Origin of the sequence: Rheinheimera sediminis, from assembly GCF_004005375.1 — a bacterium.
In the GTDB taxonomy this organism is placed as follows: Bacteria; Pseudomonadota; Gammaproteobacteria; order Enterobacterales; family Alteromonadaceae; genus Pararheinheimera.
Genome location: NZ_RZUF01000044.1, coordinates 1 through 15,845, shown reverse-complemented (window position 1 = coordinate 15,845; position 15,845 = coordinate 1). Strand labels below are relative to the sequence as shown.

The following is a 15,845-nucleotide window of genomic DNA, read 5'->3' as shown; positions in this document are numbered from 1 at the left end:
CTTCTGGCGCTTTGTCGATTTGATCGAAAGCGAACGCCTGACCACCGTAGTGCTTAGCCAGTACGTTAGTGATAGCAGCAGTTAAAGTAGTTTTACCGTGGTCAACGTGACCGATGGTGCCCACGTTAACGTGCGGTTTATTACGTTCGAATTTAGCCTTAGCCATTTTAATTACCTTCTGTTAAATAGATCCAACTTAAAGTGGATCAAATTAAGTGATTAATCGTTACTACCAGTACTGCTACGAGCTGCAATAATTGCTTCAGTCACGTTATTTGGTGCTTCCATATACTTCAATGGTTCCATTGAATAAGAAGCACGGCCCTGGGTCAATGAACGCATGCTGGTTGCATAACCAAACATTTCGGACAAAGGAACCTGAGCGTCAACGATCTTGATACCACCAGGAGCATCTTCCATACCGTTGATGATACCGCGACGACGGTTTAAGTCACCAACGATGTCACCCATGAAGTCTTCCGGTGTTACCACTTCAACTTTCATGACGGGTTCAAGGATCACTGGCTTAGCTTGCAGTGCGCCTTTTCTGAAGCCCATAGAGGCGGCAACTTTGAACGCCATTTCGTTCGAGTCCACATCGTGGTATGAACCATCGAATACGGTAACTTTTACGTCAATGACAGGGTAGCCTGCGAGGATACCGTTTTTCATCTGTTCGATAATGCCTTTGTCAATTGCCGGAATGTATTCCTTTGGAATCACCCCACCTACAACAGCATTAACGAACTCATAGCCTTTGCCTTCTTCCTGAGGTTCGATTTTCAGCCAGCAATGACCGAATTGACCGCGACCACCAGATTGACGAACAAATTTACCTTCAACTTCAGTGCTGGCGCGAATAGTTTCGCGATAAGCGACCTGAGGTTTACCAACGTTCGCGTCCACTTTGAATTCGCGTTTCATACGATCCACGATGATTTCTAAGTGCAGCTCACCCATACCAGAAATAATAGTCTGGCTGGTTTCTTCGTCGGTATGAACGCGGAAAGATGGATCCTCAGCAGCAAGTTTGCTCAGAGCAATACCCATTTTTTCCTGGTCAGCTTTGGTTTTTGGTTCCACTGCAACAGAAATTACCGGCTCCGGAAATTCCATACGCTCCAGTGTGATGATGTGGTCTGGGTCACATAAAGTGTCACCTGTAGTCACATCTTTAAAACCTATACCGGCAGCGATATCACCAGCACGAACTTCTTTGATTTCCTGACGATCATTGGCGTGCATCTGAACGATACGGCCAATACGCTCTTTCTTTTGCTTCACAGGGTTATAGACACTGTCACCAGAGTTAATCACGCCAGAGTAGCAACGGAAGAAGGTTAATGTACCGACAAAAGGGTCAGTTGCGATCTTGAACGCAAGTGCCGCAAATGGTGCATCATCATCAGCATGGCGTACACCTTCTGATTCATCTTCGTTAATACCCTTGATCGCTTTGACTTCAGTCGGTGATGGTAAGTATTCAATCACGGCATCAAGCATCGCCTGAACGCCTTTGTTTTTGAATGCCGAACCACAAAGCACAAGAACTACTTCGTTAGAAAGAGTACGTTGGCGTAAAGCAGAACGGATTTCGTCTTCAGTCAGCTCACCGCCTTCCAAATAACGTTCCATCAACTCTTCATTGGCTTCAGCTGCTGCTTCTACCATATTCGCACGCCACTCTTCACACTCAGCAAGCATTTCCGCAGGAATTTCTTCGTACGTGAAGGTCATACCCTGGTCAGCTTCGTTCCAGTTGATTGCTTTCATTTTCAACAAGTCAACCACGCCACGGAAGTTCTCTTCAGAACCAATAGGTAACTGAATAGGCACTATGGTGTGATTCAGACGGTCACGGGCTTGCTTCACAACACGCAGGAAGTTTGCGCCGGTGCGGTCCATCTTATTGACGAAGATCAAACGTGGAACTTCGTATTTATTTGCCTGACGCCATACTGTTTCGGTTTGAGGCTGAACGCCTGAAGAACCACAGAGTACGACAACAGCACCATCTAAGACACGCAGGGAACGTTCTACTTCAATAGTGAAGTCAACGTGCCCTGGTGTATCGATGATGTTTACACGATGTTGGGGGAACTGGCCCTGCATACCACGCCAAAAGGTCGTAGTAGCAGCAGAGGTGATAGTGATACCACGCTCTTGCTCCTGTTCCATCCAATCCATCGTGGCGGCGCCGTCATGAACTTCACCGATCTTGTGAGACAAGCCGGTATAGAACAAAACTCGTTCAGTTGTCGTGGTTTTACCCGCGTCAACGTGAGCACAAATACCAATATTCCGGTAAAGCTCAATAGGAGTTGTACGTGCCACAATCGAATCCTCTTAAAAAGGTCTGTCTTACCAACGGAAATGAGCGAAAGCTTTGTTCGCTTCAGCCATACGGTGAACGTCTTCACGTTTCTTAACAGCAGAACCTTTATTCTCAACAGCATCCAGCATTTCACCAGCTAAACGCTGGGCCATTGATTTCTCACCACGTTTACGGGCAGCTTCAACCAACCAACGCATAGCTAAAGCGTTACGACGAACCTGACGAACTTCACATGGAACCTGGTAAGTAGAACCACCCACACGGCGTGATTTAACTTCAACAGTAGGACGAATGTTGTCTAATGCAACTTCGAACAGATCCAGCTCTGGTTTTTTAGATTTTGTCGCAGCGATGTCTAATGCGCCGTATACAATTGATTCAGCTGTAGATTTTTTACCGTCGATCATTACGACGTTTACGAACTTGGCAAGTAATTCACTTCCGAATTTAGGATCTGGAAGGATTTTACGTTGACCTATGACGCGTCTTCTTGGCATTCGAAACTCCGATTGCTTCAGGGGATTCCAAAACTTTTAATGAAAAAAGTTACTTAGTTTGGCCTTACTTAACGGAGTTAAGTTATTTGTTCTTCGGCCGTTTAGCGCCGTATTTAGAACGGCCTTGCTTACGATCTTTAACGCCTGCACAGTCTAAAGTGCCGCGTACGGTGTGATAACGCACACCTGGAAGGTCTTTTACCCGGCCGCCACGGATCAGAACAACACTGTGTTCCTGTAAGTTGTGGCCTTCACCGCCGATGTAAGAAGTAACTTCGAATCCGTTAGTTAAACGAACACGGCATACTTTACGTAATGCAGAGTTAGGCTTCTTAGGTGTGGTGGTGTATACGCGGGTACAAACACCACGCTTCTGTGGGCAAGCTTCGAGCGCCGGCACGGTGCTCTTAGAGACCACCTGGCTGCGCGGCTTACGCACTAGCTGGTTGATTGTTGCCATTAAATACTCCTGGTTAAATAACTACCTATAAACGTGAAAATTCCGCACCCAAAATTGGGGCTGCGGAATTCTACTGGTCAACCTTTGACCTGTCAAGGAACAAAAAGGGATGGTCATTTGCTGGCGACCATCCCAATCTGCGGCTTCGGCTTATTCGTCGTTGCCAGACAAGTCCATATTCAGAGCATCAGTCAGAGCTTGTTCAGCACTTTCTGCACTCATCGCCGGTTCAGCGACTTCGCCATTGGCGATACGTTGACGCTGACGGATACGGTTTTGGTGATACGCAAAACCAGTACCTGCCGGGATCAAACGACCGACAATTACGTTTTCTTTCAGGCCACGCAGCTCGTCGAACTTTCCTCCGACTGCAGCTTCTGTTAATACTCGCGTTGTTTCCTGGAACGACGCCGCAGAAATGAAAGAGTCCGTAGACAGTGATGCTTTGGTAATACCTAACAACGACCGCTCGTACTTCGCAGGGATCTTACCTGCAGCTTCCAATTCAGCGTTTGCAATATTAACGCGTGACACTTCCGCCATTTCACCTTCTAAGAACTCACTGTCACCTGGGTGAATGATTAAACATTTACGCAGCATTTGACGAATGATGGTCTCGATGTGCTTGTCGTTAATTTTAACGCCTTGCAGACGGTATACGTCCTGTACTTCATTCACGATGTAACTGGCTACATGGTGAATACCACGTAAGCGCAGGATATCGTGTGGTGACTCTGGACCTTCCGAGATCACTTCACCTTTTTCGATACGTTCACCTTCGAACACGTTCACCTGACGCCATTTCGGGATCATCTCTTCATGAGAATCACCTTGCTCTGGCGTGATAATCAGACGACGTTTGCCTTTAGTTTCTTTACCGAAGCTAATCACACCTGAGATTTCCGCCAAAATGGCAGGATCTTTTGGCTTACGGGCTTCGAACAAGTCGGCAACGCGTGGCAGACCACCCGTGATGTCGCGTGTTTTCGAGCTTTCTTGTGGAATACGAGCCAATACAGCACCGGCTTTTACATTCGAGCCATCAGCCACTTCAATAGTGGTGAAACTCGGTAAGCGGATTTCCTGTAATGCACCGTCGTCCATTTCTAAAATTAACTTAGGTTCTTTCGCATTGGCCTTGGACAGGTCTTTCACCACAGTACGGGTTAAACCAGTCAGGTCGTCCTGCTGAACTTCAGTGTTGGTATCATCTACATCACTGTGAGATACCTTGGCACCACGTTCTACGATAATTGGGTGTGAGTGCGGATCCCAGCTTGCAACGATTTGGCCTGATGTGACCTTGGCGTTGTCATCTGTGGCTAACACAGAACCATATGGCAGCTTGTAACGCTCTTTCTCACGACCTTGCTCGTCGAACACTGTGACTTCAGCTGAACGTGAAGTGATAACAATTTTGTTGTCACTGTTACGTACGAACTTCGCATTGTGTAACTTCAGGATACCTGAGTTCTTCACTTGTACGCTGTTCTCAGCTGATGACCGCGATGCAGCACCACCGATGTGGAATGTACGCATCGTTAACTGTGTACCTGGCTCACCGATGGACTGAGCGGCGATAACGCCTACAGCTTCACCAGCATTGATGATATGGCCACGGGCCAAATCACGACCGTAACACTTGGCACAAACACCAAAGTTGGTCTGACAGGTAATTACAGAACGAACATAAACTTCGTCAATTGAGTGTTTTTCAATCGCATCACACAGCTTCTCGTCAAGCATGGTGCCGTCTTCAACCAGCACTTCGCCAGTTGCAGGAACCACCACGTCACCGATCACAACACGACCTAATACGCGCTCACGCAGACCCTCTACAACGTCACCACCTTCAATCAGTGGCTTCATCATGATGCCTTCTGTTGAGCCACAGTCAGATTCAGTTACGACTAAATCCTGTGCAACGTCAACCAGACGACGAGTCAGGTAACCGGAGTTTGCTGTTTTTAACGCTGTATCCGCCAAACCTTTACGAGCACCGTGAGTAGAGATGAAGTACTGAAGTACGCTCAGACCTTCACGGAAGTTCGCTGTGATTGGCGTTTCGATGATTGAACCATCTGGTTTAGCCATCAGACCACGCATACCGGCTAACTGACGGATCTGAGCTGGAGAGCCCCGTGCGCCAGAGTCGGCCATCATATAAACAGAGTTAAATGACGGTTGAGTGACTGTATTGCCATCGCGATCGACCACTGACTCTTTCGATAAGTTGTCCATCATCGCCTTAGATAAGGCTTCGTTGGCAGTTGACCAAATATCGATGACTTTGTTGTACTTTTCACCGGCCGTTACTAAACCTTGTTGGAACTGGTCCTGGATCTCTGCCACTTCAGCTTCTGCAGCAGAAATGATATCAACCTTAGCTGCCGGAATGACCATATCGTCAATACCAACAGACACACCAGACAACATGGCGTAATGGAAACCTGTGTACATGATCTGATCCGCTAAAATAACGGTATTTTTCAGACCAATACGACGGTAAGAGCCGTTCAGTAAACGTGAAATCTGTTTCTTACCCATAGCCTGGTTGATTGAATCAAAGGCTAAGCCTTCCGGCATGATGGAGTACAGAATGGCACGGCCTACTGTAGTGTCGCGTACTGCAGTTACTGAAGAACGGGTACCGTCTTCGGCAATGGTCACTTCAGTGATACGTACTTTGACACGGGCGTGTAAGCTGGCAACACCGGCACGGAATGCTTTTTCAGCTTCCTTGGCATGTTTAAAGATCATGCCTTCGCCTTTGGCGTTTACCGCATCACGCGTCATGTAATACAGACCCAATACAACGTCCTGTGAAGGAACTATGATTGGTTCACCGTTCGCTGGTGACAGAACGTTATTCGTCGACATCATCAGCGCACGGGCTTCTAACTGAGCTTCAATGGTCAGAGGCACGTGAACGGCCATCTGGTCACCGTCGAAGTCGGCGTTGTATGCAGCACACACCAATGGGTGTAACTGGATAGCCTTACCTTCGATCAGTACAGGTTCAAAAGCCTGAATACCTAAACGGTGCAGTGTAGGAGCACGGTTTAACAGCACCGGATGTTCACGGATAACTTCGTCCAGAACGTCCCATACAGCGCCTTCTTCACGTTCAACCATCTTTTTAGCCGCTTTAATAGTAGTGGCTAAACCGCGGGCTTCTAACTTACCGTAGATGAAAGGCTTGAATAACTCTAAAGCCATTTTCTTTGGTAAACCGCACTGATGCAGACGTAAAGTAGGACCTACTGTGATTACAGAACGGCCTGAGTAGTCAACACGCTTACCTAACAAGTTCTGACGGAAACGACCTTGTTTACCTTTGATCATATCGGCCAAAGATTTCAGAGGACGCTTGTTCGAACCCGTGATAGCGCGACCGCGACGACCGTTGTCTAACAACGCATCCACAGCTTCCTGCAACATACGCTTTTCGTTACGTACTATGATGTCAGGAGCTGACAGGTCTAACAGACGCTTCAGACGGTTGTTACGGTTGATCACACGGCGGTATAAATCGTTCAGATCAGACGTAGCAAAACGGCCACCGTCCAATGGAACTAAAGGACGCAGATCTGGTGGCAGTACTGGCAGTACTGTCATGATCATCCACTCTGGTTTGTTACCAGAAGTGTGGAATGCTTCCATCAGTTTCAGACGTTTGCTGATCTTTTTACGTTTGGTTTCTGAGTTGATGGTTGGCAACTCTTCGCGCATTTGTTTGATCTCTGTTGCCAGTTCAATGCCACGTAAAATGTCCAGAATTGCTTCTGCACCCATTTTGGCTTCGAACTCGTCGCCGTGCTCTTCCAGCACGTCCAGATATTCTTCTTCAGTCAGCATCTGACGACGCTCTAAAGAAGTCATGCCTGGTTCGGTCACAACATAAGATTCAAAATACAGTACACGTTCGATATCACGTAACGTCATATCTAACAGCAAACCGATACGGCTTGGCAGTGATTTCAGGAACCAAATGTGGGCTGTTGGGCTAGCCAGTTCAATGTGACCCATACGCTCACGACGTACTTTAGTCAGAGTGACTTCAACACCACATTTTTCACAGATCACACCGCGGTGCTTTAAGCGTTTGTATTTACCACACAGACACTCATAGTCTTTTACCGGGCCAAAAATCCGTGCACAAAACAAACCATCGCGCTCTGGCTTGAAGGTACGGTAGTTGATCGTCTCAGGCTTTTTCACTTCACCAAAAGACCATGAACGGATCATGTCTGGTGAAGAAAGGCCGATACGAATCACATCGAACTCTTCAGTTTTAGTTTGTTGTTTCAGAAACTTTAATAAGTCTTTCACCTTTGCTCTCCTGTAAGAGGTTAACCAGCAAGGGGCGGCGTACCGCCCCGGACAATTCGATTAGTTTTGCTAACCGGGGTTATTCCTCTTCCAATTCGATGTTGATACCGAGTGAACGGATCTCTTTCATCAATACGTTGAAAGATTCTGGCATGCCTGGTTCCATGCGGTGGTCGCCATCCACGATGTTTTTATACATCTTGGTACGGCCATTCACGTCATCAGACTTGACTGTTAACATCTCTTGCAGCGTGTATGCTGCGCCGTATGCTTCCAGAGCCCACACTTCCATCTCACCGAAACGCTGACCACCAAACTGAGCTTTACCGCCCAATGGTTGTTGAGTAACCAGACTGTACGAACCAGTAGAACGGGCGTGCATCTTGTCATCTACCAAGTGGTTCAGTTTCAGCATGTACATGTAGCCAACAGTGACCTTACGTTCGAAGGTATTGCCGGTACGACCATCGTACAATGTGATCTGACCGCTGGTCGGTAAGTCACCTAAAGTCAACAGCTCTTTGATTTCGCTTTCTTTGGCGCCATCAAACACTGGAGTAGCTACAGGTAAACCTTTGCGCAGGTTTTCTGCTAAACGACGCACTTCGTCATCTGTGAAACTGGCGATATCAACGTTTTGACGCGATTCACCCAGTGCATAGACTTTGGTCAAGAATTCACGGATTTCCGCAACTTCTTTCTGGTCTTTGATCATGCCGTCGATCTTGTCACCTATACCACGGGCCGCTAAGCCTAAGTGAGTTTCAAGGATCTGACCTATGTTCATACGAGACGGTACACCCAACGGGTTCAGTACGATATCAACCGGCTGACCTTTTTCGTCATATGGCATGTCTTCAACTGGAACAATGGTAGAAACCACACCTTTGTTACCGTGACGACCGGCCATCTTGTCACCAGGCTGGATACGACGTTTCACAGCTAAGTACACTTTAACAATCTTCAGAACGCCTGGAGCTAAATCGTCGCCCTGAACAATCTTGCGACGTTTGGCTTCGAATTTCTTATCGTATTCAATACGGATTTCTTCGTACTGAGCCGCTAATTGTTCCAGATCGTTTTGCTTATCTTCATCAGCCAGGCTGTAGCCTAACAGAGCATCACCACGTAAGCCGTTCAGCTTAGTGCGGTCAACGCCTGTGCTTTCAACCAGGTTACGGGCACGTGAGAAGATACCTTCTTCAAGGATACGGAATTCTTCATTCAGGTCTTTCTTAGCCTGTTTGACTTCCATTTCTTCGATTTCACGGGCACGTTTGTCTTTTTCAACGCCATCACGGGTGAAGACCTGAACGTCGATCACTGTACCAGTGACAGAGTTAGGCACGCGTAATGAGCTGTCTTTTACGTCAGAAGCTTTTTCACCGAAGATAGCGCGTAACAGTTTTTCTTCCGGAGTCAGCTGGCTTTCACCTTTAGGTGTCACCTTACCAACCAGAATGTCGCCGCCTTTCACTTCAGCACCGATGTAAACGATACCGGCTTCGTCCAGCTTAGATAAAGCAGACTCACCTACGTTTGGAATATCGGCAGTGATTTCTTCAGGCCCTAACTTAGTATCACGAGCGATACAGCTCAGTTCCTGAATGTGAATAGTGGTTAAACGATCTTCCTGTACTAAACGCTCGGATAACAAGATCGAATCTTCGAAGTTGTAACCGTTCCACGGCATGAATGCTACGCGTAAGTTTTGACCTAAAGCCAGTTCACCTAAGTCCGTAGACGGACCATCAGCCAGTACATCACCACGTTCAATCGGCTCACCATGGTTTACACATGGACGCTGGTTGATACAGGTGTTCTGGTTAGAACGGGTGTATTTAGTCAGGTTGTAGATGTCGATACCGGCTTCACCGGCTACCATTTCTTCTTCGTGTACTTTAATTACGATACGGCTGGCGTCGACATAGTCAACAGTACCACCACGTTTCGCCACAACTGTTACACCAGAGTCTTTAGCTACAACACGTTCTACACCAGTACCTACCAACGGCTTATCAGCACGTAATGTAGGAACGGCCTGACGTTGCATGTTTGAACCCATTAATGCACGGTTGGCGTCATCGTGTTCCAGGAACGGGATCAGAGCAGCAGCAACAGATACGATCTGCTGTGGTGCAACGTCCATATACTGAACCTTGTCGGCCGGCATTAAGGTGAATTCGTTTTTGTAACGGCAAGGTACCAAATCTTCAACCAGACGGTTTTCTGCGCTTAACTCGGCGTTCGCCTGAGCGATAACAAAGTTACCTTCTTCAATCGCAGATAAGAAATCGACTTCGTCAGTCACAATACCATCTTCAATACGACGGTAAGGCGTTTCGAGGAAACCGTATTCGTTGGTTTGAGCAAACATAGACAGCGAGTTGATCAAACCGATGTTTGGACCTTCTGGCGTCTCGATTGGACAAACACGACCGTAGTGGGTTGGGTGAACGTCACGTACTTCGAAGCCTGCGCGCTCACGGGTCAAACCACCCGGGCCTAACGCAGAAATACGACGTTTGTGCGTTACTTCTGACAGTGGGTTGTTCTGGTCCATAAACTGAGACAGCTGGCTTGAACCAAAGAACTCTTTCACCGCTGCAGAAATAGGCTTAGCGTTGATCAGATCCTGTGGCATCACAGCATCCAGATCACCTAAAGACAGGCGCTCTTTTACTGCACGTTCCACACGAACTAAACCAACACGGAATTGGTTTTCAGCCATTTCACCAACAGAACGGATACGTCTGTTACCTAAGTGGTCGATATCGTCCACTTCGCCTTTACCGTTACGAATGTCGATTAAGACCTTCATGACAGCCAGGATATCCTCTTTGGATAAAACGCCTACACCAGTACCTTCTTCAAAGTTAACACGACGGTTAAACTTCATACGACCTACAGTAGACAGGTCATAACGGTCTTCAGAGAAGAACAGGTTTTCAAATAAAGTTTCAGCAGCTTCACGCGTTGGTGGCTCGCCTGGACGCATCATACGGTAGATTTCTACCAATGCTTCCATACGGTTGCTACTTGGATCGATTCGGATGGTTTCAGAAATATAAGAACCTTGGTCCAAATCGTTAATGTAAAGAGTTTCGAAAGTTTCGTAGCCCGCTTTTGCTAGTTTTGCTAACAGCTCCAATGTGAGCTCTGCGTTCGCCTCGGCAATAATCTCTCCGGTTGAACGGTCAGCGTAATTTTTTGATAAAACGCGGCCTACTACATATTCATGTGGAACTTCCATCAGTGTCATGCCAGTTTTTTCTAACTGACGCACGTGACGGGCAGTAATACGACGACCGGCTTCAACTATCACTTCGCCATCGTTGTCTTTGATATCAAAAGCTGCTGTTTCACCACGTAAGCGGTTTGCGACCACTTCCATCAACAGTTTACCGTCTTTAATTTCAAAACGGGTGCTTTCGAAGAAAGTACCTAGAATTTCTTCAGTACTTAAGCTCAGCGCACGTAATAAAATAGTGGCTGGCAATTTGCGGCGGCGATCGATACGCACGAACAGGTTATCTTTGGCATCGAACTCAAAGTCTAACCATGAACCACGGTAAGGGATCACGCGAGCATTGTATAAAACCTTGCCTGAAGAGTGAGTCTTGCCACGGTCGTGGTCGAAGAATACGCCCGGGCTACGGTGCAGCTGAGAAACGATAACACGTTCAGTACCATTGATCACAAAGGTGCCGTTTTCAGTCATCAACGGGATTTCGCCCATGTAGACTTCTTGTTCACGGATATCTTTAATTGTACCTGGTACTTCTTTATCAAATAACACCATGCGCAGTTTGACACGCAGCGGAGCTGAGTAAGTCACACCACGAATTTGGCACTCTTTGACGTCAAAAACCGGCTCGCCAATGCGGTAGCTGACGTATTGCAGCTCGGCGCTACCTGAGTAGCTTTTAATTGGGAATACAGAACGGAATGCAGCTTCTAAGCCGTATCCACCTTCTGGATCAGGTTCGATAAATTTGCTGAACGATTCGATTTGAATCGACAACAGATATGGCACATCCAACACTTGTGGACGTTTGCCGAAGTCCTTACGGATACGTTTCTTTTCAGAATAAGAGTAAGTCATGGGGTTCCTCAGCTAGCTGATTTTTTACCCTACCTACCCTCGAGGGGCGGCTTGAATGTCGCCGACATGGCAACATTAGGGTGGGGAAAATCAATGTCCCACAGCGCAAAAAGGCCGGTGGTTATTTCACCACCAGCCTAGCCTGAAATCAGGCGTATAATCTAGAAAAATCTAGATTATTTAACTTCAACAGTAGCACCAGCTTCTTCTAACTCTTTCTTCAGAGCTTCAGCTTCGGCTTTAGAAACTGCTTCTTTAATTGCAGCTGGAGCAGCTTCAACTAAATCTTTAGCTTCTTTCAGGCCTAAACCAGTAGCGCCGCGAACAGCTTTGATTACTGATACTTTGTTAGCGCCAACAGCTGCCAGAATTACGTTGAATTCTGTTTGTTCTTCAACAACAGCAGCTGGACCAGCAGCAACTGCAACAGCAGCAGCAGCAGAAACGCCGAATTTTTCTTCCATAGCGCTAACTAATTCTACAACTTCCATTACAGACATTGCAGCGATAGCATCTAAGATTTGATCTTTAGTAACTGACATTGCTCAGATTCCTAAATTAAGGGGACGTATCCCGTATTAAACTTTAATTCTAAACAAAACGTAAAATTACGTCGCTTAGGCTTGTTTTTGGTCGCGAACTGCGGCGATGGTACGTACCAATTTGCCGGCTGCTGCTTCTTTCATAGTGCTCATTAAACGTGCGATAGCTTCGTTGCGCGTTGGCAATGATGCTAAAACGTCAATGCTTACTGTGGCGCCATTGAAGGCTGCGCCTTTCAGCTCAAACTTAGCATTTTCTTTCGCGAAATCTTTGAAGATACGCGCTGCAGCACCTGGGTGCTCTTTAGAGAATGCAATCAGTGTTGGGCCAACGAACGCGTTGCTTAAACACTCGAACTCGGTGCCAGCTACTGCACGGCGTACTAACGTGTTACGGACAACTTTCATCCACACGCCAGCTTCACGAGCCTGCTTACGCAGAGTTGTGATTTTACCTACAGTAACACCGCGAGCGTCTGCAACTACCGCAGATAAAGCACCTATGGCAGCTTCCTGAACTTCAGCAACGATCGCTTTTTTGTCATCAAGCTTAATAGCCATTGGCTCTTAACTCCTGGTTCTTCCAGACGGTATTGTCTGGTTGCCTACACAACGTTAAGCAGTAAGAACTACTGTTTAACGCGCGATTTACGGTGAGAGCCAGATTGATAGGAATCTTTCTGGGGCTAACACCGTCTGCGTAGGTTGTGCTTTTAAGCCACGTATCTTAAAAAGATTTGTGGCACCTACGGTCTTGGACGGAAGCCGAAAACTTTGTAAACAAAGCCCGGCTTCTACCCGAATTTTTGAGCGCGAGATTATAAAATAACCACGCGCTCCTGTAAAGCAGCTATTTCAGAGGACTGAATTAGATTTTGGCGTCTAAAGAAGCCTGGTCTAAAACGATACCTGCGCCGTGAGTAGTAGAAATGGTCACTTTCTTGATGAAAACGCCTTTTGCTACAGATGGCTTAGCACGCTTTAAAGCAACTAACAGAGACTCGATGTTCTCTTTCAGTTTGTCAGTGTCGAAGTTAACCTTACCCACTGTAGAATGGATGATACCATTCTTGTCGTTACGGTAACGAACCTGACCAGCTTTAGCGTTTTTCACTGCTTCAGCAACGTTTGGAGTCACTGTGCCAGTTTTAGGGTTAGGCATTAAACCGCGTGGGCCTAAGATCTGACCTAACATACCAACAACACGCATTGCGTCTGGAGAAGCGATAACAACATCAAAGTTCATCTCGCCTTTCTTAACTAATTCAGCTAAGTCTTCCATACCCACGATGTCAGCGCCTGCAGCTTTAGCAGCTTCAGCGTTAGCACCCTGAGTGAACACAGCAACACGTACAGTGCGGCCAGTACCGTGTGGTAACACAGTAGCGCCACGAACGTTTTGATCTGACTTACGAGCGTCGATACCCAGGTTGATGGCAACATCAACTGATTCAACGAACTTGCCAGCTGTTAATTCTTTTAATAACGCAACTGCGTCATTGATCGCGTATTCACGAGTAGAATCTACTTTTGAACGGATTAATTTAGCACGCTTTGATAATTTAGCCATTGATTAACCCTCCACCACTAAGCCCATTGAACGGGCAGTACCAGCAATAGTGCTCAGTGCTGCTTCGTCGCTACCCGCTGTTAAATCAGCACGTTTGATCTTAACGATCTCTTCCAGCTGAGCAACAGTCACTTTACCCACTTTCTGGGTATTAGGACGGCCTGAACCACCTTTTAAACCAGCAGCTTTCAATAATAAGAAAGAAGCAGGTGGGGTGCGGGTTTCAAATGTAAATGAGCGGTCGCTGTATACAGTGATCACTACTGGAATAGGCATGCCTTTTTCCAGTGATTCTGTACGGGCGTTGAAGCCTTTACAGAATTCCATGATGTTCACACCGTGTTGACCCAACGCTGGACCAACTGGTGGCGACGGGTTTGCCATACCAGCTTTAACTTGTAATTTTACAAGTGCCGTGACTTTCTTTGCCATGTTTCACCTCAATTTAGGGTATTCGCCTCGTAAGTGTGAGGACACTTACTCAAACGGCTCCCCTGACGTTAAAAAAGGCCGCGATTATATTTTAATCAGCGGCCCGTTACAAACTATTTCTGCTTAGGCTTTTTCGACCTGACCAAATTCCAGTTCAACAGGAGTAGAACGACCGAAAATCAACACGGACACCTTCACGCGGCTTTTCTCGTAATCTACTTCTTCTACTACGCCGTTAAAGTCAGCAAATGGACCTTCAGTCACACGTACCACTTCACCAGCTTCGAACAGAGTCTTAGGCTTCGGCTTATCAGCGTTGTCCTGCAGACGGTTCAGAATAGTGTCAGCTTCTTTCTGGCTGATAGGCGCAGGGCGGTCTGAAGTACCACCGATAAACCCTAATACACGTGGCACGCTTTTCACTAAGTGCCATGCTTCTTCACACATTTCCATCTGCACTAATACGTAGCCAGGGAAAAATTTGCGTTCAGACTTACGTTTCTGGCCAGCACGCATTTCCACTACTTCTTCAGTCGGAACCAGCACTTCGCCAAATTTGTCTTCCATTTGCTGGATCTTGATATGCTCACGCAATGAAGTCGCTACGCGCTGTTCAAAACCCGAAAAAGCCTGAACTACATACCAACGCATTTTTCCTGACATAACTTAGATCCCCAGACCTGTGATAAATGATACAAGGCTTAATAAAATAGAATCTAAGCCCCACAGTAATAATGCAACGATCAAGGTTGCAACCATTACAATAATAGTGGTTTGCATTGTTTCCTGACGGGTTGGCCATACGACTTTGCGAACTTCTGTTCTGGCTTCTTTCGCAAACTCAAGAAAAGCAGCGCCTTTGCTGGTTTTAGCAGCTATAAAGGCAGCCAAACCCACTAAAACTACTATGCTTGCAGCTTTCTCCACTGCAGAAAACTCATATATATAGTTGGCTGCGACCATCAGGGTCAGCAGAACTAAGACGCTTAGCCATTTCACTAAATCTAAGCCGCCTTTTGGGGTTTCACTCGTTGCATTCATGCTTTAACTCACTTTCCCATGGCTTGTTGGTACAAGCTACTACTTCGACTAACGTGCTAAACACCTTAGCGCCTAATATAAGTGGCAGGGGCGGAGGGATTCGAACCCCCAACCATCGGTTTTGGAGACCGCTGTTCTACCAATTGGAACTACGCCCCTACAGAATATTGCATCAACTGCTAAAGCAGTCCCGCAAAAATAGCCGCTCATTATACTGTCTTAGGCGACTAAAACAAGATAAGGATCCGACTTGAAACTATTTAATCAGGGTTTGCTGTGTCGAACTCAAGCCTGTTGTTCTGAATTTTCCGGCTTAAGCTAACAAGTCATCATCCTTAAATACTACCTAGATAGCCAAAGTAACTGGAGTTGCAGAGAGACGGCAAGTGATTGAGACGCCAGGAGCATAGTTTCCTATGTGACTGGTGCGAAACCACGCAGCTAACAAAGCTGCAGCTTCAAGTACGAAAGCTATATAAAAAAGGGCCCCTTTGGAGCCCTTTTCAAGTGCTGATTATTAAACCAGTACTT

At 46.7% G+C, this 15,845-nt stretch carries 12 protein-coding genes and 1 tRNA gene; all 13 read right to left on the bottom strand.

Going from position 1 to position 15,845, the window contains the following annotated elements; translation table 11 throughout:
- Positions 1–166: GTP-binding protein (locus EMM73_RS19050; protein WP_261373501.1), on the bottom strand; the 166-nt coding region annotated here is incomplete at its 3' end.
- Between the two features lie 53 nt (positions 167–219).
- A complete protein-coding gene (fusA, locus tag EMM73_RS19045) occupies positions 220–2,334 on the bottom strand; it encodes an elongation factor G (RefSeq protein WP_127688359.1) in 2,115 nt (704 codons plus the stop codon).
- Positions 2,335–2,361: 27 nt separating this feature from the next.
- A complete protein-coding gene (gene rpsG, locus EMM73_RS19040) occupies positions 2,362–2,832 on the bottom strand; it encodes a 30S ribosomal protein S7 (protein WP_008899788.1) in 471 nt (156 codons plus the stop codon).
- Between the two features lie 82 nt (positions 2,833–2,914).
- Positions 2,915–3,292 carry a 30S ribosomal protein S12 gene (rpsL, locus tag EMM73_RS19035; RefSeq protein ID WP_008899789.1) on the bottom strand — a complete coding sequence of 126 codons (378 nt, stop codon included), beginning with the start codon at positions 3,290–3,292 and terminating at the stop codon, positions 2,915–2,917.
- A gap of 150 nt (positions 3,293–3,442) precedes the next feature.
- Positions 3,443–7,624: a DNA-directed RNA polymerase subunit beta' gene (rpoC, locus tag EMM73_RS19030; RefSeq protein ID WP_127688358.1), complete on the bottom strand. Its 4,182-nt coding sequence runs from the start codon at positions 7,622–7,624 to the stop codon at positions 3,443–3,445.
- A 79-nt stretch (positions 7,625–7,703) separates the two neighbouring features.
- Complete coding sequence (rpoB, locus tag EMM73_RS19025) at positions 7,704–11,729, bottom strand: DNA-directed RNA polymerase subunit beta (protein WP_127688357.1); 4,026 nt, start codon at positions 11,727–11,729, stop codon at positions 7,704–7,706.
- A 176-nt stretch (positions 11,730–11,905) separates the two neighbouring features.
- On the bottom strand, positions 11,906–12,271 hold the full coding sequence (gene rplL, locus EMM73_RS19020; protein ID WP_127688356.1) for a 50S ribosomal protein L7/L12: 366 nt from the start codon (positions 12,269–12,271) through the stop codon (positions 11,906–11,908).
- Between the two features lie 75 nt (positions 12,272–12,346).
- Positions 12,347–12,832, bottom strand: a complete 486-nt coding sequence (rplJ, locus tag EMM73_RS19015; protein ID WP_127688355.1) for a 50S ribosomal protein L10 — start codon at positions 12,830–12,832, stop codon at positions 12,347–12,349.
- A 307-nt stretch (positions 12,833–13,139) separates the two neighbouring features.
- Positions 13,140–13,841, bottom strand: a complete 702-nt coding sequence (gene rplA / locus EMM73_RS19010) for a 50S ribosomal protein L1 (protein ID WP_008899794.1) — start codon at positions 13,839–13,841, stop codon at positions 13,140–13,142.
- 3 nt (positions 13,842–13,844) lie between these two features.
- The gene (rplK, locus tag EMM73_RS19005; protein WP_053426135.1) at positions 13,845–14,273 is read right to left on the bottom strand and encodes a 50S ribosomal protein L11; all 429 of its coding nucleotides are present in this window, start codon (positions 14,271–14,273) and stop codon (positions 13,845–13,847) included.
- A gap of 123 nt (positions 14,274–14,396) precedes the next feature.
- Positions 14,397–14,924, bottom strand: coding sequence for a transcription termination/antitermination protein NusG (gene nusG / locus EMM73_RS19000; protein ID WP_086003576.1), 528 nt, complete (start codon positions 14,922–14,924; stop codon positions 14,397–14,399).
- A 15-nt stretch (positions 14,925–14,939) separates the two neighbouring features.
- Entirely contained in the window at positions 14,940–15,314 is a 375-nt protein-coding gene (gene secE, locus EMM73_RS18995) for a preprotein translocase subunit SecE (RefSeq protein WP_127688354.1), read from the bottom strand.
- Between the two features lie 82 nt (positions 15,315–15,396).
- A tRNA-Trp gene (locus tag EMM73_RS18990) sits at positions 15,397–15,473 on the bottom strand.
- Positions 15,474–15,845: the final 372 nt, after the last annotated feature.